General features: G+C 73.5%; 17 protein-coding genes and 1 pseudogene. 7 read left to right on the top strand and 11 right to left on the bottom strand.

Translation table 11 applies throughout. From position 1 onward, the window contains the following. From ASF78_RS14050 to mca, 3 genes are read right to left on the bottom strand one after another with little or no spacing between them, the layout of a single operon-like run. Positions 1-834, bottom strand: a complete 834-nt coding sequence (locus ASF78_RS14050) for a carbon-nitrogen hydrolase family protein (RefSeq protein ID WP_056590380.1) — start codon at positions 832-834, stop codon at positions 1-3. Then, a complete protein-coding gene (locus ASF78_RS14045; RefSeq protein WP_056590377.1) occupies positions 831-1,199 on the bottom strand; it encodes a hypothetical protein in 369 nt (122 codons plus the stop codon). Before ASF78_RS14045 ends, ASF78_RS14050 begins: the two co-directional genes overlap by 4 nt. Further along, the gene (gene mca, locus ASF78_RS14040) at positions 1,196-2,044 is read right to left on the bottom strand and encodes a mycothiol conjugate amidase Mca (protein ID WP_082495102.1); all 849 of its coding nucleotides are present in this window, start codon (positions 2,042-2,044) and stop codon (positions 1,196-1,198) included. Before mca ends, ASF78_RS14045 begins: the two co-directional genes overlap by 4 nt. 169 nt (positions 2,045-2,213) lie before the next feature. Here mca and ASF78_RS14035 point away from each other — a divergent pair, with 169 nt between their 5' ends. Further along, positions 2,214-2,633, top strand: coding sequence for a DUF4307 domain-containing protein (locus ASF78_RS14035; RefSeq protein ID WP_056590950.1), 420 nt, complete (start codon positions 2,214-2,216; stop codon positions 2,631-2,633). Positions 2,634-2,887: 254 nt separating this feature from the next. Then, the gene (gene greA / locus ASF78_RS14030; protein WP_056590370.1) at positions 2,888-3,373 is read left to right on the top strand and encodes a transcription elongation factor GreA; all 486 of its coding nucleotides are present in this window, start codon (positions 2,888-2,890) and stop codon (positions 3,371-3,373) included. Between the two features lie 52 nt (positions 3,374-3,425). Here greA and ilvA read toward each other — a convergent pair whose 3' ends face one another. The 5 genes from ilvA to ASF78_RS14005 are packed head-to-tail and all read right to left on the bottom strand — an operon-like array spanning position 3,426 to position 12,456. Next, entirely contained in the window at positions 3,426-4,625 is a 1,200-nt protein-coding gene (ilvA, locus tag ASF78_RS14025) for a threonine ammonia-lyase (protein WP_056590367.1), read from the bottom strand. Continuing rightward, positions 4,609-5,901, bottom strand: coding sequence for an AI-2E family transporter (locus ASF78_RS14020; RefSeq protein WP_056590364.1), 1,293 nt, complete (start codon positions 5,899-5,901; stop codon positions 4,609-4,611). Before ASF78_RS14020 ends, ilvA begins: the two co-directional genes overlap by 17 nt. Beyond that, complete coding sequence (locus ASF78_RS14015; RefSeq protein WP_056590361.1) at positions 5,898-7,130, bottom strand: cystathionine gamma-synthase; 1,233 nt, start codon at positions 7,128-7,130, stop codon at positions 5,898-5,900. Before ASF78_RS14015 ends, ASF78_RS14020 begins: the two co-directional genes overlap by 4 nt. A gap of 42 nt (positions 7,131-7,172) precedes the next feature. Further along, positions 7,173-10,091 (bottom strand): DUF5107 domain-containing protein, encoded by a 2,919-nt coding sequence (locus tag ASF78_RS14010; RefSeq protein ID WP_056590358.1) that lies wholly within the window; start codon positions 10,089-10,091, stop codon positions 7,173-7,175. Continuing rightward, complete coding sequence (locus ASF78_RS14005) at positions 10,078-12,456, bottom strand: beta-galactosidase (RefSeq protein ID WP_162243364.1); 2,379 nt, start codon at positions 12,454-12,456, stop codon at positions 10,078-10,080. The genes ASF78_RS14010 and ASF78_RS14005 overlap by 14 nt, the downstream gene beginning before the upstream one ends. 34 nt (positions 12,457-12,490) lie before the next feature. Here ASF78_RS14005 and ASF78_RS23420 point away from each other — a divergent pair. The 3 genes and pseudogenes from ASF78_RS23420 to msrA form a co-directional block, all read left to right on the top strand. Further along, positions 12,491-12,928 (top strand): annotated as a pseudogene (locus ASF78_RS23420) (AraC family ligand binding domain-containing protein); the annotation flags it as partial. Positions 12,929-13,160: 232 nt separating this feature from the next. Next, entirely contained in the window at positions 13,161-13,400 is a 240-nt protein-coding gene (locus ASF78_RS22800) for a helix-turn-helix domain-containing protein (RefSeq protein WP_200940606.1), read from the top strand. A gap of 159 nt (positions 13,401-13,559) precedes the next feature. Further along, entirely contained in the window at positions 13,560-14,228 is a 669-nt protein-coding gene (gene msrA, locus ASF78_RS13995; protein ID WP_156374171.1) for a peptide-methionine (S)-S-oxide reductase MsrA, read from the top strand. A 313-nt stretch (positions 14,229-14,541) separates the two neighbouring features. On the opposite strand, the gene ASF78_RS13990 is transcribed toward msrA, so the two are convergent. Further along, on the bottom strand, positions 14,542-14,829 hold the full coding sequence (locus ASF78_RS13990; RefSeq protein WP_056590351.1) for a SelT/SelW/SelH family protein: 288 nt from the start codon (positions 14,827-14,829) through the stop codon (positions 14,542-14,544). Between the two features lie 131 nt (positions 14,830-14,960). Here ASF78_RS13990 and ASF78_RS13985 point away from each other — a divergent pair, with 131 nt between their 5' ends. Both ASF78_RS13985 and ASF78_RS13980 read left to right on the top strand, forming a co-directional pair. Then, a complete protein-coding gene (locus ASF78_RS13985) occupies positions 14,961-15,761 on the top strand; it encodes a CPBP family intramembrane glutamic endopeptidase (RefSeq protein ID WP_056590945.1) in 801 nt (266 codons plus the stop codon). A gap of 9 nt (positions 15,762-15,770) precedes the next feature. Continuing rightward, positions 15,771-17,015: a D-arabinono-1,4-lactone oxidase gene (locus ASF78_RS13980; protein ID WP_056590346.1), complete on the top strand. Its 1,245-nt coding sequence runs from the start codon at positions 15,771-15,773 to the stop codon at positions 17,013-17,015. A gap of 21 nt (positions 17,016-17,036) precedes the next feature. Here ASF78_RS13980 and ASF78_RS13975 read toward each other — a convergent pair whose 3' ends face one another. Together ASF78_RS13975 and ASF78_RS13970 are read right to left on the bottom strand one after the other, a co-directional pair. Beyond that, complete coding sequence (locus ASF78_RS13975) at positions 17,037-17,951, bottom strand: transglutaminase-like domain-containing protein (protein WP_056590343.1); 915 nt, start codon at positions 17,949-17,951, stop codon at positions 17,037-17,039. Between the two features lie 4 nt (positions 17,952-17,955). Beyond that, positions 17,956-18,804, bottom strand: coding sequence for a MerR family transcriptional regulator (locus ASF78_RS13970; protein WP_056590340.1), 849 nt, complete (start codon positions 18,802-18,804; stop codon positions 17,956-17,958). Positions 18,805-18,818: the final 14 nt, after the last annotated feature.

Raw genomic sequence — 18,818 nt, 5'->3', positions numbered from 1 at the left:
TCAGACGACAGGGACGACCGCGTAGCGCCGGTTGCCCAGCGACGGGTTCTGCTCCCGGACGCGCAGCAGCGCCGCACCGTCCACATCGACCGTCCGCACCTGCGGCTCGGCGTCCATCTCCAGGCCGACGACCCCGTCGGGCGCCACCACGAGCGAGCGCCCGACGACACCCCGGCCGGCCTGCCCGACGGCGACCACCGCGGCGGTGTTCTCGATGGCCCGGGCGATGGCCAGCGTCCGCCAGTGCATCGCCTTCAGCTCGCCGGACGCCCACGCGGCAGGGACCACGAGCACCTGTGCACCCGCGTCGACCAGCCGGCGCGCCGACTCCGGGAACCGCAGGTCGTAGCAGGTCAGCACCCCGAACGTCAGGCCGCCCACCTCGAGCACGAGGGGCGGCGCGTCCGACGGACCCGGCACCAGCCGGTCCGACTCCCGCTGCCCGAACGCGTCGTACAGGTGCACCTTGCGGTAGACGCCGACCAGTGCACCGGACCCGTCGACGGCCACGACCGCGTTCACCGCACGCGGGTCGTCGCCGTCCGCAGGGAGGGTCGTCCCTGCCAGCACCGCCACACCCGTCGCCCTCGCGCGCGTGCGGAGCATCGTCACGAACGGGCCGTCGAGCGGCTCCGCATGCTCGACGCCGACACCACGAGGGTCGAACCCGGAGGCGTACTCCGGCAGCACCAGCACGTCGGCGCTCGCCCGGGACGCCGTCTGGAACGCGTCCTCGACGACCTCGCGGTTGGCCGTGTGGTCGTCACTGACCTGCAGCTGCGCCACCGTCACCCGCACGGACGGACGCTGCGGCGGCTGGGGCGCGGGACTCATCGGGAGGCGCTCGGGTCGTCCGGCGTGCTCCGGGGCGGCTGGTCGTCGGGCAGGACGTCCCGGGGTGCGACCTCGACGTCCGCGTCGACCTCGGGGTCCGGCCCACCGGCGCCGGCGTCGACCAGCCCGAGGTCCGCGTGCGGACCGGCCGCGCGGTCGTCCTCGTCGTCGAGCCCCAGCGTCTTCGCTCGGCGGTCGACGATCCGCAGCTGCTTGGTGAGCGACAGGAACAGGAAGACGACGGCGACCGCGAGCGCGAACGTGAACACGAAGCCGAGGAACCCCGGGGAGCCCAGCGGTGTGCCGTCGATCGTGACGTCCGTCGGCGACGGGCTCGGTGCGACGAGGAGCAGGGTGCCGATCATCCGCGCAGCCCGGCGAACAGGTCGTCCTCCGGCAGCGACACCGGCACGTGCGACGACGCCAGCTCGTACTCCTCCGTCGGCCACTGGGCGATCTCGAGCTCGCGCGGCACCGCGAAGAAGAAGCCGTCCGGGTCGATCTGCGTGGCGTGCGCGCGCAGGGCGTCGTCGCGCTGCGGGAAGTAGGCCGAGCACTCGATGCGGGTGGTCACCTCGCGCTCGGGGATCTCCCGCGCCTGGCGCGAGTCGAGCCAGTCACCGAACGGCGACTCCCGGCCGGCGGCGATGATCGCGTCGTGCACGGCCCGCATCCGCGCCATTGAGAAGCCGTGGTTGTAGTACAGCTTCGACGGCGTCCACGGCTCACCGTGCCCGCGGTAGCGCTCGGGGTTGCCGGCGGCCTCGAACGCCTCCACGGAGACGCGGTGGCACATGATGTGGTCGGGGTGGGGGTAGCCGCCCGACGGGTCGTACGTGGTGATCACGTGGGGCCGGAACTCGCGGACCAGCTCGACCAGCGGGGCCGACGCCTCCTCGAGCGGGACGAGCGCGAAGCAGCCCTCCGGCAGCGGCGGCAACGGGTCGCCCTCGGGCAGCCCCGAGTCGACGAAGCCCAGCCACCGGTGCTGCACCCCGAGCGCGGCCGCAGCGGCGGCCATCTCGTGCCGGCGGTACTCCCGCATGCCGTCCAGGCCGCCCTCGACCGCGGGGTGCTGCGGGTTGAGCACGTCGCCGCGCTCCCCACCAGTGCACGACACGACGAGGACGTCGACGCCCTCGGCCGCGTACCTCGCCGTGGTCGCGGCGCCCTTGCTCGACTCGTCGTCGGGGTGGGCGTGCACCGCCATCAGGCGCAGCCGCTCTCCGGTCACCTCGGGCCTCCCGTCGGTCGCCCGCCGAGGGCCCGCCGGGACCGCAGGGTCGCGGTCCGCTCGGCACGGGCGGGTGGTGGGACGAGAGACAATGATCGCTCACGCGGCACCCGTGTCGCGCCACCCCACCAGCACGAGGAGCTCCGTGACCGAGTCGCCCACCACCCGACCGCCCGCCGGTCGGTACGGTCCCGAGCCGACCGCGCGGTCCGCGCGGCGCGGACGCATCGGGATCGTCGTGGCCGCGGTCGTCGGGCTCGCCCTCGTCGTCTGGATCGGCCTCGCCATGGCGGGGAAGCCCGTGTCGACCAAGGACGTGGGCTTCCACGTCGAGGGGCCCCAGGCGGTCGACGTGACCTTCGAGGTGACCAAGCCCAAGGAGGCGACGGTGACCTGCCGGGTCACCGCGCTGTCCGAGTCCTACGCCGAGGTCGGTGTCCGCACGGTCGAGGTCGGCCCCGCGGACGCGGCCACCCGCCGGGTCACCGTCCCGGTGCAGACCACCGAGCTCGCGGTGACCGGGATCGTCGAGTCGTGCGAGCTGGTCGAGGACCCCACGCCCTGATCGGGCTGCTCAGCGGGTGATCTCGCGGTTCCGTCGGCCCCACCTTGCTATCCTGTTCGTTTCAACGCCGCCCCGGTCCGGCGCCGACACTGGTCCACCCGACCGAGAGGGAACGGCGGAGCACCCCCTCAGTACCCGCTATCCGGACGCGTCCGCAGGATGCGTCCGGCCGATCGGACTGCCGAGCGCTGGCCCCCCGGGCAGCGCGGACGTCGGCCCGTCCGGCACACACGTACGTCAGGAAAGGAGCGATCGTGACCGATACGACTGCGGCCACATGGTTGACCCAGGAGGCCTACGACCGCCTCACGGCCGAGCTCGCCCACCTCGAAGGTGAGGGCAGCGCGGAGATCATCGAGCGGATCGCGGCTGCGCGCGACGAGGGCGACCTCAAGGAGAACGGCGGCTACCACGCCGCTCGCGAGGAGCAGGCGAAGCAGGCCGCCCGCATCCGCGAGCTGAAGGAGAAGCTGCGCAACGTCCAGATCGGGACGCCCCCGGACGACGGGGTCGTCGAGCCCGGCATGGTCGTGACGGCCGTCGTGGCCGGCGACGAGATGGTCTTCCTGCTCGGTTCCCGCGAGATCGCCGGGACCTCCGACATCGAGGTCTTCTCGCCGACGTCGCCCCTCGGCGCGGCGATCAACGGCACCAAGATCGGTGACTCGACCTCGTACACCGCGCCGAACGGGCGTGAGATCAAGGTCAAGATCACGGACGCGAAGCCCTTCGCGGGCTGAGTCCCGCACCACGACGAGGCGTCACCCGCTGGGGTGGCGTCTCGTCGTGCTCTCAGGCCCCGAGCCGGTAGCCCGCCGCGCGCAGCTGTCCGACGACGTACTCGCAGTGGTCCGGTCCCTTGGTCTCGACCTGCACGACGATCGCGACCTCGTCGAGCTGCAGGTCACCGACCGTCCGCGCGTGCGAGACGTGCATGACGTTCCCGCCGGTGTCCGCGAGCGCCCGCAGCAGGTCGGCGAGCGCTCCGGGCGTGTCGTCGATCCGGACCTGCAGCTGCAGGAACCGCCCGGCGGACGCGAGCCCGTGCCGGACCACCCGCATGAGCACGAGCGGGTCGATGTTGCCGCCGGACAGGATCACCACGACCGGACCGTCGAGCGGTCCGACGCCGGCCATGACCGCGGCCGCGGCTGCTGCCCCGGACGGCTCGACCAGCATCTTCGCGCGCTCCGCGACGAGCAGCAGCGCGCGGGACAGGTCCTCCTCGGAGACGGTGACCACCTCGATGTGGTGGCCCGCCAGGATCTCGAAGGGCACGGTGCCGGGCAGCCCGACCGCGATGCCGTCGGCCATGGTCCGCAGCTCGGGGGCGGGGATCGGGTGTCCCGCCGCGAGCGAGGCGGGGTAGGACGCCGCGCGGGCGGCCTGGACCCCGATGACGCGAACGTCGGGCCGCAGCTCGGCGAGCGTGGCGACGACCCCGGCGGCCAGCCCACCCCCGCCGATGGGCACGACGACGGTGGCCACGTCGGGGACCTGCTCGACGATCTCGAGCGCGATCGTGCCCTGGCCGGCGACGACGTCCTCGTGGTCGAACGGGTGGATGAGCACGGCGCCGGTGCGGTCCGCGAACTCGCGGGCGTGCACGAGGGCCTCGTCGACGCTGGCGCCGACCAGCTCGACGCGGGCACCGTAGTCGCGGGTCGCGGCGATCTTCGGCAGTGCGGCGTCCGCGGGCATGAACACGACCGCCGTCAGGCCGAGGATCCGGGCCGCGAGCGCGACGCCCTGCGCGTGGTTCCCGGCGCTGGCCGCGACGACGCCACGCGCCTGCTCCTCGGGCGACAGCCGGGCCATGCGCACGTAGGCGCCGCGCAGCTTGAACGACCCGGCGCGCTGCAGGTTCTCGCACTTGAGCCACACCTCGGCCCCGCAGACCTGCGACAGGGCCCGGCTGAGCTGCACCGGGGTGCGGTCCGAGACGCCCTCGAGCAGCAGCGCGGCCGCCCGGACGTCAGCGAGGCCTGTCATCAGGCCCTCCGGGCTCGCCGGCGTCCTCCGCCACGGTGTCGACCACTGCGGCGCGTTCGTCCGCGTCGGCACGCTCGGCGATCTCCGCCTCCGTCGCCACCCGCTCCGAGGTCGCCTCCGCGACCTGTGCGATGGCGCGGTCGAGCACGGGATGCCCGCGCCCGCGCACGGGGACGTGGTCGTCGGTGCCGAGCTGCGGGAACTTGTCGTGGCCGTGCAGGTAGAGCAGCACGGTGTTGAGGGTCGCGGCGATCGGCACGGCGAACAGCGCACCCACGATGCCCGCGACGAACGAGCCCGCGGCCACCGACAGCAGGACCGCGACGGGGTGCAGCGACACCGCGTGGCCCATGAGGAACGGCTGCAGGACGTGACCCTCGATCTGCTGCACCGCCAGGACGACGACCAGCATCCAGAGGGCCGTCACCGGGCCGTTGGACACGAGCGCGACCAGGATCGCGATCGACCCGGTGACGACCGCACCGACGATCGGGATGAACGACCCGAGGAACACCAGCACCGCCAGGGGCAGCGCGAGCGGGACCTGAAGGATCGCCGCGCCGAGGCCGATGCCGACGGCGTCGACGGCCGCGACCAGGATCTGGGTCCGGGTGTAGGCGCCGAGCGTGACGAGTCCGCGCCGACCGGCCTGGTGCACGTGCTCGCGGGAGCCGCGCGGCAGGAGCCCGATGACCCACGCCCAGATGGTGCGGCCGTCGAGCAGGAAGAAGAACGTGCAGAACAGCGCGATGAGCGCTCCCGCCGCGACGTGCGCGACGGTGGTCCCCGCGTGCAGCGCACCGGTGACGAGCTCGGAGCTGCCGCCGCTGAGCGACCCCTGGATCCGCTCCATCCAGCCGGAGATGTCCGCGGTCGTGAGCTGGAGGGGGCCCTCGGCGAGCCAGGTGGTCAGCTTGTCGATCCCCTGCGCGGCCTGGTCCCAGAGCTCGCCGAAGCCCTTGACGATCGAGCGGCCCGCGAGCGTGAGCAGGCCGGCGACGAGGGCGATGAGCCCGGCGAGCGAGAGCCCGACGGCTGCCACGCGGGGCAGCCCGCGACGGTCCAGCCAGCCGACGAACGGTGCGAGCAGCACGGTGAGCAGCAGCGCCACCGCGATCGGCACCACGACGACCTTGAGCTCGTTCAGGAGCCAGAGCAGCACAGCGAGCGCCGCACCGATGAGCAGCAGCCGCCACGACCACGCGGCGGCGTTGCGGACCGAGGGGGGCACCGAGGTGCCGTCAGCGTTCGGGGTGCGCGGCCCGGTCGTGCTCACGCGTCTCGCCCGGCAGCCAGCGCGGTGTCGAGGTCGGCGATCAGGTCGGCGACGTCCTCGATGCCCACGGAGAGCCGCACGAGGTCGTCGGGGACCTCCAGCTCCGTGCCCGCGACCGACCCGTGGGTCATCTGGTGGGGGTGCTCGATCAGCGACTCGACGCCGCCGAGCGACTCCGCGAGCGTGAAGACGTGCGTGGCCGCGCAGACGGCCAGGGCCGACGCCTCGCTGCCGGTCCGGAACGAGATCATCCCGCCGAACCCGCTCATCTGCCGGGCGGCCACCTCGTGCCCGGGGTGGCTGTCGAGGCCCGGGTAGATCACGGACGTCACCGCGTCGTGCGTCACGAGGAAGTCGGCGATCGCGCGCGCGTTGCTCTCGTGCCGGTCCATGCGCACCGCGAGCGTCTTGAGCCCGCGCAGCGTCAGCCACGCGTCGAAGGGTCCCGCGACCGCACCGGACGCGTTCTGGTGGAACCGCACCGCGTCCGCGAGGTTCGTCGTCCCGGTCGGCGCCTCCAGGCCCACGGGCAGCTGCGCACCGTCGGCGACGACGAGCGCCCCGCCGACGACGTCGGAGTGCCCGCCGATGTACTTCGTCGTCGAGTGCACGACGACGTCGGCGCCGAGCGCGAGCGGCTGCTGGAGGTAGGGCGTCGCGAACGTGTTGTCGACGACGAGCAGGGCGCCCGCCGCCCGCGCGTGCGCGGCGAGGACCGCGATGTCGGCGATGCCCAGCAGCGGGTTCGTCGGCGTCTCGACCCAGACGACCTTCGTGCGGCCCGGCTGGATCGCGGCGACCACCGCGTCGGCGTCGGACAGGTCGACGGGGGTGTGCTCGATGCCCCACGGGCCGAACACCCGCGCGATCAGGCGGTAGGTGCCGCCGTACGCGTCGTTCGGGATGACGACGTGGTCTCCCGGACGCAGGGTCGCCCGGAGGAGGGTGTCCTCGGCGGCGAGGCCCGACGCGAACGCGAATCCCGCCGCACCCCCTTCCGCGGCGGCGAGCGCCGACTCCAGCGCGGTGCGCGTCGGGTTGGCCGAGCGCGAGTACTCGTACCCGCCCCGCAGCCCGCCGACGCCGTCCTGCTTGTACGTCGACGTCGCGTAGATGGGCGGCACGACCGCCCCGGTGGTGGGGTCCGGGTCCTGACCTGCATGGATGGCGCGGGTCGAGAAACCTGCGGAGGACCAGTCGTCGTCCTGGGGGTGCGCGTGGTTCGTCACGCGTCCCAGGCTAGGCGCTCGGGGCCGTGGCGCCTGCGCACGTCAGCCCGCGCCGTCGTGCTCGCGCGTGAACAGCAGCAGCTCGGGCAGGCTCGTGGCGAAGTAGTCCGTCACCCCGTCGTCCCGGACCGCCGCAGGGGCGACGTACCGGGCGCGGGTCTCCCCCAGGCTCGCCGGCGGGTCCGCCCTCGGCAGCCCGAGCGCGGCCAGCGTCGCGTCCCAGGCGGCGACGACGGCGCCCTCACCTCCCTCCCAGGGGTGGAACGGGCGGGTGCGGAGGATCTCGTACGCCCGCTGTGCTGACCCCGTGGCGACCAGGAGCCCGACGTAGGAGGTCGTCAGGTCGTCGCGGGTCAGCACGAGGTGCTCGACGGGACGCAGCCGCGCGAGCCGGTCCGCACCGGGGTGACCGAGGCGCTCGGCGAGCTGGTCCTGCTCGTGGCGCAGCCGGGCGTCGTCCGGCGCCGCCGCGACCGCCTGCGCGTACCGCCGCCAGGCCAGGTCGTCGTCGTGGGTCACGTTGTACGCGGTCAGGGCGGCGTTGCGCAGGAGGACGGGGTGGCGCAGGCCGAGCCCGATCGCGCGCTCCCACAGCTCGGCGGCCTCCCGGCGTCGCCCGTGCGCGTGGAGGAGCATGCCGAGCAGGAGCCGGGCGACGGCGTCGTCCGGGTCGGCGAGCACGGCGGCCTGGAGCACGTCGTGCGCATCCAGCCCGAACGGGAACGCCCAGGTCAGGTCGGCCTCGCGCGCCTGCGTTCGGCGGGCGGCGGCCTCCGCCGGCCTCCCGAGCTCGTCGAGGACGCGGGCCGCGGTGTAGAGCGCGACCGGTCGCACGTTGCCCGACACCCGGACCGCCGCCGCCACGACGTCGTCCAGCACCGCCACCGCGTGCTCGAGCTCGCCCGCCCGCCACAGGTCGCCGGCGACGTCGAGGAGGAGACCGGGATCGGTGGGGGCGTCCCGGCCCGCGAGGACCCGCAGGGTCGCGTCGAGCGGGTCGAGCGCGAGCGCGGAGGCCAGCAGGTCGGACGCCTCCTCGTCGTGGCCGAGCCGCCGGGCGACGACCACACGCAGGGCCGTGCGCCGGGTGTCGTGCCCGACGACCCCGTCGAGGGTGTCCAGGACCCGGAGCGCGGCACGGTTGCTGCCCCCGTGGGCGAGGGACCGGGCGAGCTCGAGACCCGCGGCGGCCGCCCAGGTGCCGTCCCAGCCGGCCTTGCCGAGGGCGCGTTCGGCCTCCACGGTGCGGCCGAGCCGGTGCAGCACGAGACCGGCCAGGTAGAACGCCTCCGCGTCCTGCGGGTTCGCGTTCCTGCGGGTCAGGCGCCGGAGCGCGACCTGCACCCGGTCGAGCGCGCGCTCGTACCGGCCCGCGCGGTGGTCGCGGTCGGCCAGGGCCAGGTTGGTGCGGACGTCTCCGGCGTCGCGGCGCAGCGCCTCCTGCCAGTACGGCAGCGGGGAACGCGTCGGGTGCCGGTACTGGGCCAGGTGCAGACCCGTGAGGTACAGCTCCTCGACCGACCCGACGGCCTCCGGCGCAGGGGGCTCGTCGGCGACCCACGGCTCCTCGCCGCTCACCTCCGTCGGTGCCCAGCGCACGAGACTGCGGCCGGCGCCGTCGACGAGCTCGACGCCGAGCACCCCGGTGTCGGCCGGGGCGGTGATCGTGGCGGGGACGCCCGGGACGAGGTCGACGGTCCGCGCCGCGACGACGACCCCGTCGCGCAGGACGCGCAGCTCCGCACCGGGGCGCGGGGACGTGACCGTGACGTGCGCGACCACGGCGTCGTCGTGCTCGACGTGCACCGCGGCGTCCGGCGTCGCCTGGTGGGCGGCGCCGATGGCGGGGATCGGGTACCAGTACTGGGTGAAGACCTTCGTCTCGCCGGGCAGCAGCCAGCTGAAGTCGGGTTGGTTGTCCGTGTAGACGCCGGCCATGAGCTCGACGTACGGGCCGTCGCCGTCGGTGAGCTGGGCGTCCCAGGCGTGGCCGAAGGGCGCGTCGCCCCAGGTCCACTGCTTCTTGCCGGGAGAGACCCGACGCTCGGCCCAGTGCACGAACCCCGCACCTGCGGCGTGGTCGTAGCCCCCGAAGAAGTCCTGCTGGGAGTCGACGACCATGTAGGACGTCGGCACCGGGATGTTGCGGTAGTAGTCGATCCGGTCCGCACCCGGCTCCTGCTCGGCCCGGGCCGGGTAGTCGACGCCGTAGTAGGGGCGGTCCGCGCGGGGGAACGCCGTGAGGGCGCGCCGCGCGTGGTCGGCGACGAAGCGCACGTCCTGCGGGAAGAACGACTGGTAGTCGTCGTGCACGCGCGCCGCGACGTTGGCCCACCACAGGAACGACTGCCGCTCGCTGGTCCGGTTGTGCAGCCGGACCACGAGCTCGACGACGGAGCTGTCCGCCCGCAGCCGCACGCCGTGCTGGGCGGACATCCGCGTGAACGGGTCGTGGTCGTGGCACCAGACGGTCACCGACCCGTCGTCGGCGTGCTCGACGTGCGTCTCGACGGGCAGGTACGTGGCCGGCCGGTGGTGCTGGGGCCAGTTGAGCTCGACACCGCCGCTGATCCACGGGCCGCCGAGGCCCACCAGCGCGGGCTTGATGACGTTGTTGCGGTAGAAGAAGTTGTACCCGGTCGTCTTGTCGTAGCCGACGTGGATCCGGCCGCCGAGCTCGGGCAGCACCACCAGGCGCACGTACGCGTTCTCCAGGTGGATCGCCTGCCACGGGCGGTCCGCCCCCTCGTCGGCGACGTGGTCGACGAACGGCAGCGGATAGACCTTGCCGCTCGAGCCCTGGTACACGCGGTGGTCGAGGTACATCGGGTACGGGCTGGGCTCCCCCGCCTCGTACGTCCGGATGGTCAGCGGCTCGCTCCACGCCACGGCGGCACCGCGTCCGAGGGCGTCGGCCAGGTCCGCGGGCGCGTCAGGGAGGGTGATCTCACTCGTGGGCATCGTCGGCTCCCGTGAGCTCCAGGACGACCCGGGCCACGCGGACCACGTCGAGCGACGCGACGGTGATCCCGTCGGCCACGCCGCGCACCGTCGGGTCCACCCAGACACCGGTCGCGGAGCGCCAGGGCAGGAGCTGCAGGACGATGCCACGGGCCGCGACCTCGTCGCGCACGGGCGACAGGTCGACGTCCCAGACGCGCCCGTGCCAGAAGTGGTCGCTGACGACCTCGCCGTCGACCAGTGCCCGTCCGACGTCACCGGTCCAGGTGATCCGCAGCAGGGCGCGGTCGACGTCCGCGAGCAGGTGCGCCGGGATCTCGACCTCGACGGTGGCGGCGCCGGAGAAGTCGGTCGGCGCGCTCAGGCGGTGCATCGGGCCACCGCTGGTCGCCTCGGGCGGGTGCGGTGCGACCGGCGCGAGGTCCGAGGCGAGGCGGGTGACCCCGGCGGAGGGCGTCGTCACGGTCCAGGTGCGCCAGAGCGCGTCGGTGCTCGGCTCGACACCGTCCCCGGTCAGCGCGCTCGGGGCGGGGAACAGGGAGATCGACGCGGACTCGACGTCCGGGTGCGCGACCAGCCGGCCGTCGAGCGCGTACACCGGGACGTCCGACAGGACGAGCCGCTCCCGACCGCCGAGGTCCAGCCGGTAGAGCCGGTCGGCGGTGGCCTCGTCGACGACCATGACCCGGACGCCGGGCAGGTCGACGACCGTCTCGGGACCCGGGGGGACGTCGAGCGTGACGACCGTGTGTGCGCGGTCGCGACGTGCGGTCCCGGCACCGCCCACGGCGACGTCGCCCTCGAGCACGAGCTCGACGGGCACCCCGTCGGTCGCGGTCAGGACGACGACCTCCCCGGCGGCGTCGGCGATCCGCGTGAGGATCCCCGCCGTCGCGCTGCGCAGCGTGAGCGACCCGGTCAGCGGGTAGCGCAGCGGCCACACCACCGAGATGCCGGCCGGCAGGTCGACGGGGTTCGACGGGATGGTGACGACCTCGCCGTCGAGCTCGACGTCCACCCGGACGCCCGGCTGCGGCGCGAGGGGGCTGACGGGCGGCTGGTACGTGGTGAAGAAGACGTAGCCGCGGCACCCGTCGGACCGCACCGCCCACCGCAGCTCGGCGGGGTCCTCGCTGCCACCTCCGACCGTCACCTGCATCGCGGCGACGGCGGCCCCGTCGGTCTCCAGCCACAGGTGCTGACGGCGCAGGAGGTGGTGGTGCTCCCGGATCTGGCCGTGCTCACCGACCGGTGCGTGGAAGTCGTAGGTGCGGGTGGGCACGTCGTTCGGGTAGCCCGTCGCCTGGGACTCCTGCTCGCTGCCCTGGGGGCCGACCCGCTGGGTTCCCCCCGCGTACATGTAGTAGCCCTGCCAGATCGACCCACCGCCGAGCTTGGCCAGGGCCAGCGCCGCGACGTCCCGTGGGGTCACCAGCGGACGCCGGTGGTACGCGACGTGCATGCCGCCGCCCAGCTCGCAGGTGGCGAACGGGAGCGCGTCGTCGTCCTTGAGCGGGACGGCCGTCGGGTCCAGCACGATCCCGTCCAGCGCCTCGCGCAGGTCCGCGCCGACGGTGAGGTCGTCGCGGACCTCGCTGTAACGGAAGTGGAAGGCGGCGAACGCCGGCCACCCGGTGGTCGCCTCCTCCCAGAACCCGTCCGCGTACGCGCTGTAGACCGGCAGCAGCGTGGCCGGCACCTGCGCGCCGCCCCAGCCGGTGGCGGTCCAGATCGGGACGCGCAGCCCGAGGTCCTCGGCGAGCGTCCGCAAGGTCGCCAGGTGCTCCGGCTGGTCGTAGAGCTCGTTGTCCACCTGCACGCCGACGACCGGTCCCCCTTCGGCGTGGGTCAGGCCGACGAGCTGGGTGACGATCTGCGCGTAGAAGAGGCGCACCAGCGCGAGGTAGGCGGGGTCGTCGGTGCGCGTCGCCAGCTCACGGTCGACCAGCCACTGGGGGAACCCGCCGTGGCGCGCCTCGCCGTGCGCCCACGGGCCCATCCGGACGACGACGTCCAGGCCGTGCCGCGCGGCGAGCTGGACGAACGCCCGCAGGTCGAGGTTGTCGTCCCACCGGAACCTGCCTGCCTCCGGCTCGTGGGCCTGCCACAGCACGTAGGTCGCGACGGAGTCCAGGCCGCCCGCCCGAGCATGGCCGAGGACCTCCGACCACCGGTCCCGCGGGAGCCGCGCGTAGTGGATCTCCCCGGTGACCGGGAACCACGGCCTGCCCGCGCGCTCGATCCACCGGCTGGTGACCTCGATGCGGTCGGGCGTCCCGGGCGGGTCGCCCAGCGGGAGGTGGCCGCGCAACGGCGCGGCCGGTGCGGCGGCCTGCAGGCTGGTCCGCGACTCGGCAGAGAGCATGGGACGACGGTAGGGCGCCTTGACGCTCCTGACGATGGGGGATTCGATGCCGGACATGGACGAAACGCCGGTCGTCGGACCCGGGGCGCTGCGCGAGGGGTTCACCGGGCAGCGCATGGTCGTCCTCGCACCCCCCGTCGTCCGCGCCGCGCTCGCGCGCCCCGTGACGGACCGTCTTCTCGTCACCGACGCGGGGTTCTTCCCGCACGCGTCACGGCACGGGAGGGTGCGGCCCGGTGGCGCCGGGCAGCACGTCCTCCTGGTGTGCACGCACGGGGAGGGCTGGTGCCGCACCCCCGAGGGACGGTTCGCGGTCCGGCGCGGCGACGCGGTGGTGCTCCCCGCGTCCGTCGCGCACGAGTACGCGGCATCCGACGACGACCCCTGGACCGTCTGGTGGTTCCACGTCGTCGGGCACGACGCCGCCGGGCTCGTCCGCGCCGCGCAGCAGGCTGCCGGCGGACCCGTCTCGCACCTGCGTGACCCCGCCGGCATCGCAACCCTCGTCTCCCAGGTCGTCGACGCCCTCGACGCCGGGACCGCCGGCGGGCTCGTGAGCGCGTCCGGCGCGGCCTGGAACGCGCTGGCCCAGGTGGTCGCGACCGGGCGACGTCCCCCCGGCGGCGCTCGGTCCCGTCGAGCGGGCGGTCGAGCACCTGCGTGCGACCACACCCCACCGCACCTCCGTCGACTCGCTCGCCGCGATGGTCGGACTCAGTCCTTCGCAGCTCGGCTGGCTGTTCCGCCGGCAGGTCGGGGTGGCACCGCTGCGCTACCAGAGCGACCTGCGGATGGCCCGCGCCCGGGAGCTCCTCGACAGCACGTCCCTGCCCGTCGCCGCCGTCGCGCAGAGCTGCGGGTACGAGGACGCCCTGTACTTCTCCCGGCAGTTCACGCGGACCCACGGCCTGTCCCCGACGGCGTACCGGGCGCGCGCGCACTAGCCGCAGGTGCGCTCCAGGTCATGTGATGGTGCGCTCTTGGCCTGGTATCGGTTCGGTCAAGACTTCCTCATCTCCGCGGGAACACGGACGGGGTGCGTACCGTTGCAGATCCCGGGAGGACCCAGGTGACCAACCGGGCTCCCGGAGAGGATCACGACCATGAACTGGCTGTTCGGTTCCGCCCTCAAGACCACGATGGTGACCCCCGAGAAGGCCCTGGCCGGACGCGAGCGCTACGCGTACACCGTCCCGACGACCCACACCGTCCTCGGTACCCCGCTGCAGGGCCCGTGGCCCGACGGCACCGAGGTGCTCTACGTGGGGATGGGCTGTTTCTGGGGCGCCGAGCGCACCTTCTGGAAGATCCCCGGCGTCGTCACGACCGCCGTGGGCTACCAGGGTGGGTTCACGCCTTTCCCCTCCTACGAGGAGACGTGCACCGGGCAGACCGGGCACACCGAGATCGTGATGATCGCGTACGACCCCACCGTCGTCTCGGCCGGCGACCTGCTGCGCACCTTCTGGGAGTCGCACGACCCGACGCAGGGGTACCGGCAGGGCAACGACGTCGGCACCACGTACCGGTCGGCGATCTACACCACCACGCCCGAGCAGGAGCTCGCCGCACGCAGCACCCGGGACGAGTTCCAGCCGCGGCTGACGCGGTCCGGCTTCGGCGAGATCACCACCGAGATCCGGTCCGCCGACGACGCGGGCACGTTCTACTACGCCGAGGGCTACCACCAGCAGTACCTCGACAAGAACCCCGCCGGCTACTGCGGCCTGGGCGGAACCGGCGTGTCCTGCCCGCGCCCGACCGGCGCCTGAGTCTCGTCCGACCGACGCCGGGCCGTCGCTGATCAGTGGCGGTCCGGCGTCGTCGCACGTCCGTCGCTGCCCGTCAGATGTACGGGCGGGTGACCGAGGAGCCCCCGCTGTCGGTCACCCGCCCGTCATGGGGCCGGCCGGAGTCCCCCGTGATTCCCGGCCAGCCGCCCTCGGGAGCGTCTGTGGCGGACCGGCCGGGTCGCTCTCCCTGCCGGTCCGCCGCGAACTTATCGACGCCGGACCGGCCTCGTCCACGGTCGTCCATCGGGCGCTGGACCCCGGTCCACCTGCACGAACGTCCATCTCGCCCGTGTCAGCCCTCCGCCACCCGGTCCGTGTGCCCCAGTGGCTTGTCCGGCGCGACGAGGTCCCGCACGATCCGCTTGAGCTCGGGCAGATCGGGGAATCCGCCGCGCTCCGACCTGTCCCACACCAGGACACCGTCGACCTCGACCTGGAACACCCCGCCGGTCGCGGGCCGCAGCGCGACCTCCCCGAGCTCGCGGTGGAAGGTGGTCAGCAGCTCCTGCTGGTACCACGCGGCCCGCAGGAGCCAGCGGCACTGCGTGCAGTAGGTGATCGCGACGCGCGGGAGGTCCATGGGGCAAGTGTCGCCCAGCGGCCGACGACCAGTCAGACTGCTGCTTCGACACCCCCGGAGGCTCCCCCGTGACAGACCCGCTCAGCGCGAGCACCACCCAGGTCGTCGATCGGACGCGGGGTCAGGATGCCTTGCGCATCCTCGCTGCCGCGTTGGTGTGCGGCGCCGCGATCCTGCTGTTCGCCGTCCACGTCCGCCCGCTCGGCTACGTGCCGCTCGTCGCCGGCGTGGCCCTCGGCCTCGTCGTCGACAGGCTCCTCGGCAGGGACCTCGCCCTCATCGCGCTGGGCCAGGTGATCATCAGCACGATCTCCCTGAAGGCCGACCTGTCGAACGTCGGCATGCTGAAGTTCACGCTCGCGCTGGGCCTGGCCGTGATCGTCCCGACGCTCATCTCGAGCCGGGTGTTCCACGACGACAAGATCCACTACCCCGTCCGCACGGGGCGCCGCTGGGACCGCTGGCAGGCGTTGTACTTGGTGGCGGTGGCGTTCGCGGCGTACCTGATCCTGCCCGCGTACTTCCTGGGGTCGGGCGTGTGGCAGAACTGGCCGGACCTCGACGGCACGGGCGACGTGGCGAGGCTCTTCGTCGGGGTCAACGCCGTGGGCATCTGGGACGAGCTGTTCTTCATCTGCGTGGTGCTCGCGCTGCTGCGGCCGCACTTCCCGTTCTGGCTGGCCAACCTGCTGCAGGCGACGGTGTTCGTGTCGTTCCTGTGGGAGCTGGGCTACCGCGAGTGGGGGCCGCTGCTGACCGTCCCGTTCGCGCTGATCCAGGGCTGGATCTTCCGTCGGACCACGTCGCTGACGTACGTCGTGGCGGTGCACCTGCTGTTCGACCTGTTCGTGTTCATGGTGCTCGTGCACGCGCACGACCCGAGCATGTTCGACATCTTCGTGACGGGGCCCAGCCCCAGGGAACAGCCGTAGGTTGGACCGGTGACTCTGACCAACTGGGCCGGCAACTACGTCTACCGCGCGGGGGTCGTGCACCACCCGGCCTCCGTCGAGGAGCTGCAGGAGCTCGTCGCGGGCTCCCCCCGCATCCGCGCGCTGGGCACCCGGCACTGCTTCAACGACCTCGCCGACGACCCCGCGGCGCTGGTCGCCCTGGACGGCCTGGAGTCGGCACCGGAGATCGACGAGCAGGGGCGGACCGTCACGGTCACGGGCGGCACCCGCTACGGCACGCTCGCGCAGCACCTGCACCCTGCCGGCTGGGCGGTGCACAACCTGGCGTCCCTGCCGCACATCTCCGTGGCGGGCGCGATCGCCACGGCCACGCACGGCTCGGGTGATCGGTCGCAGAACCTCTCCGCGGCGGTCGCAGCTCTCGAGATCGTCGGACCCGACGGGACGCTCCGGACCGTCCGCCGCGGCGACGTCGACTTCGCCGGGTCCGTCGTCGCGCTCGGCGCGCTCGGGGTGGTCACGCGCGTGACCCTGGACATCGAGCCCACCTACGACGTCGCGCAGGAGGTCCACGTCGACCTGCCGTGGACGGCAGCGCTGGAGCACCTCGACGAGATCACGAGCAGCGCCGACTCCGTGAGTCTCTTCACCGACTGGACCGGCGAGACGATCCAGCAGGTCTGGCGCAAGACCCGCGTCACGCCCGGCTACGCGCTGCGGTCGGACCTGTTCGGCACGACGCCCGCCGACGGCCCCCGCCACCCGCTGCCCGGCATCGACCCCGTGAACTGCACCGCACAGCTGGGCGAGCCCGGACCGTGGCACGACCGCCTCCCGCACTTCCGGATGGACTTCACGCCCAGCAACGGCGACGAGCTCCAGTCGGAGTTCCTGGTGCCGCGCGCCCACGCGGTCGCCGCGCTGGAGGCGGTCCGGTCCCTGAGCGACCTCGTCTCACCGCTGCTGCAGGTCACCGAGGTCCGCACCATGGCCGGCGACGACCTGTGGCTGTCCGGCGCGCAGGGCGGTCCCCGCGTCGCCCTGCACTTCACGTGGCTCCCGCGCCAGCCCGAGGTGGCGGCGGTGCTGCCGACGATCGAGGCCGCGCTGGCCCCGTTCGACGCCCGCCCGCACTGGGGCAAGCTCTTCGCCGACGAGAACCGCGACCTGGGCCGCCTCTACCCGCACTGGGACGACTTCCGGGCCCTCGTCGCGCGGACCGACCCCGACGGCGTCTTCCGCAACGACTTCCTGGACCGGCACGTCCTCTAGCTCGTCGCGTCGCTGCTGTCGCTACGAACGCCAGCGGTTGACCCTCTCGACGAGGTCCGCGTCGCCGACGCGGCCGGTCGGCGAGAGCGTCACGACTCCCCCGCCGGGGTGCAGCCGCGGGTCGCTCGCGTACCGCTCCTCCAAGGACGCCTCGGCGTCGGACGAGCCGGCGTCCGCGGCGACGAGCAGCTCCGCGACCTCGTCGGCCAACCGGTCCAGCTCGTCGCTCTGCGTCGACGTCTCAGGCAGCGTGTCGCCCCAGACGTCCCACAGGAGCAGCTCGTCGCGTTGCCGGTGCGCGAGCTCGATGACCACGTACGCGCGGACGAACTCCGGCCCGCAGAGCTCGGGCATCGACGGGTCGACGCCGTAGGTCGACACGTCCAGACCGTCGCGACGGTGCGCGAGCCACACCTCGGCGGCCGTCTCGAAGGGCGCCCCGAGCCCGGTGGCCATGTCGTGCGAGTCGAAGCCGAACCAGTTCTCGGCCATGTCCAGCTCGGCGTCGAACCGCACCCAGCGGGCCCCGTCCCAGCGCTCGGCGACGACGTGGTCGTGGTGGAACCCGGCGCGGAAGTACCCGGCGAACCCGACGCGGCTGCGTGCCGGGACGCCGTGCTCGCGCAGGACGCCGATCGCGACCAGCGTGTGGTCGCGGCAGCAGCCCGCGATCTGCTGGGCGGTCGGGCGCGTGACGTCCAGGGGTCCGGCAAGGCGCTCCTGCGCCTCGCCGAGGATGTCGGACAGCCAGCGCAGGTCGATGTCGGCGTCCTGCCCGGGCACCAGCTGCTCCGCGCCCGCGCGGTAGTGCACGACGGTGCTGCACGCGGCGAGGTGCAACGCGGCGGGGTCCGTGCCGACGGCCGCGAGCAGTGCGGCGTGGGCACCGGGGTCGGTGAACGGGCTGTGGGCGGCGTACGCGGCGAGATCGGGCATGGCGTCAGCGTGGCCCCTGCCCTAGGGGCAGGGTCAAGACCGGCTGCGCGACGTGGGCGACGACCCCCTCGTCGGACCACGGGACGGGGTAGATCTCCCGCGACGGGCCGGCCGCCCGACGACCGTCGGTGCCGAACCAGGTCTCCAGGGCGACGTACGCGCCGATGATCCGGGGGTACCTGCAGTCCGCTGCGGTCACGGGGACGTACGCCATCGTCTGCGCGGGCTCCTGCCGCAGCACGATCGAGCCGACGGGCACGATCGCCCCCTGGTACGGCACGCACGTCTCGATCGGGCCGTCCCCGTCGTGCCCGACCGCACCGTGGAACAGGACCCAGAACTCGGTGGCGTACGACGCGCCGGCGGCGTCGAGGAACGTCCGGAGCTCCAGCACGTCCGACGCGAACGCGGCGACGAGGTCCTCCTGCGCGACGTGGCGGCGGACCGACGCGACCGTCCGCGCCCCCACCGGCCGGACCACGACGTCGTCGACCCCGAACAGCCCGGGGTGGGCGGGGCCGGTGGGCTCACCGAGGGACTGCACGACGAGGTCGAGCTCGGGCCCGCGGTCGACCAGCTCGCGGCGGCGCCCGTCCCACCAGGACCGGATCGCTGCCGCCTGCCCGGGTGCGGCCAGCACGTCGGCGATCGCGCCCAACGGCATCTCCAGGCGCCGCAGCAGCGAGATGGTGCGCGCCCGGCCCAGCTGCTCCGGGACGTAGTAGCGGTACCCGCTGCCCGGGTCGACCCGCACCGGCTCCAGGAGCCCGCGGGCGTCGTAGAGGCGCAGCGCCTTGAGCGAGAGCCCCGACCGGCGCGCGAACTCCCCGATGGTCACCTCGTCGCCCGCCACGGGCCGAGGATAGC

Origin of the sequence: Cellulomonas sp. Leaf334 (assembly GCF_001424195.1) — a bacterium.
Lineage (GTDB): Bacteria > Actinomycetota > Actinomycetes > Actinomycetales > Cellulomonadaceae > Cellulomonas.
Note: the sequence above shows the minus strand (reverse complement) of the source record. Positions and strands in the feature narration are given on the sequence as shown.

Excerpts from the sequence above, each read along its gene's own strand:
- ASF78_RS14050 (WP_056590380.1), bottom strand. The coding sequence starts at position 834 with ATGAGTCCCGCGCCCCAGCCGCCGCAGCGTCCGTCCGTGCGGGTGACG.
- ASF78_RS14045 (WP_056590377.1), bottom strand. The coding sequence starts at position 1,199 with ATGATCGGCACCCTGCTCCTCGTCGCACCGAGCCCGTCGCCGACGGAC.
- mca (WP_082495102.1), bottom strand. The coding sequence starts at position 2,044 with ATGGCGGTGCACGCCCACCCCGACGACGAGTCGAGCAAGGGCGCCGCG.
- ilvA (WP_056590367.1), bottom strand. The coding sequence starts at position 4,625 with ATGACAGGCCTCGCTGACGTCCGGGCGGCCGCGCTGCTGCTCGAGGGC.
- ASF78_RS14010 (WP_056590358.1), bottom strand. The coding sequence starts at position 10,091 with ATGCCCACGAGTGAGATCACCCTCCCTGACGCGCCCGCGGACCTGGCC.
- ASF78_RS14005 (WP_162243364.1), bottom strand. The coding sequence starts at position 12,456 with ATGCTCTCTGCCGAGTCGCGGACCAGCCTGCAGGCCGCCGCACCGGCC.
- ASF78_RS22800 (WP_200940606.1), top strand. The coding sequence starts at position 13,161 with ATGGTCGGACTCAGTCCTTCGCAGCTCGGCTGGCTGTTCCGCCGGCAG.
- msrA (WP_156374171.1), top strand. The coding sequence starts at position 13,560 with ATGAACTGGCTGTTCGGTTCCGCCCTCAAGACCACGATGGTGACCCCC.
- ASF78_RS13990 (WP_056590351.1), bottom strand. The coding sequence starts at position 14,829 with ATGGACCTCCCGCGCGTCGCGATCACCTACTGCACGCAGTGCCGCTGG.
- ASF78_RS13975 (WP_056590343.1), bottom strand. The coding sequence starts at position 17,951 with ATGCCCGATCTCGCCGCGTACGCCGCCCACAGCCCGTTCACCGACCCC.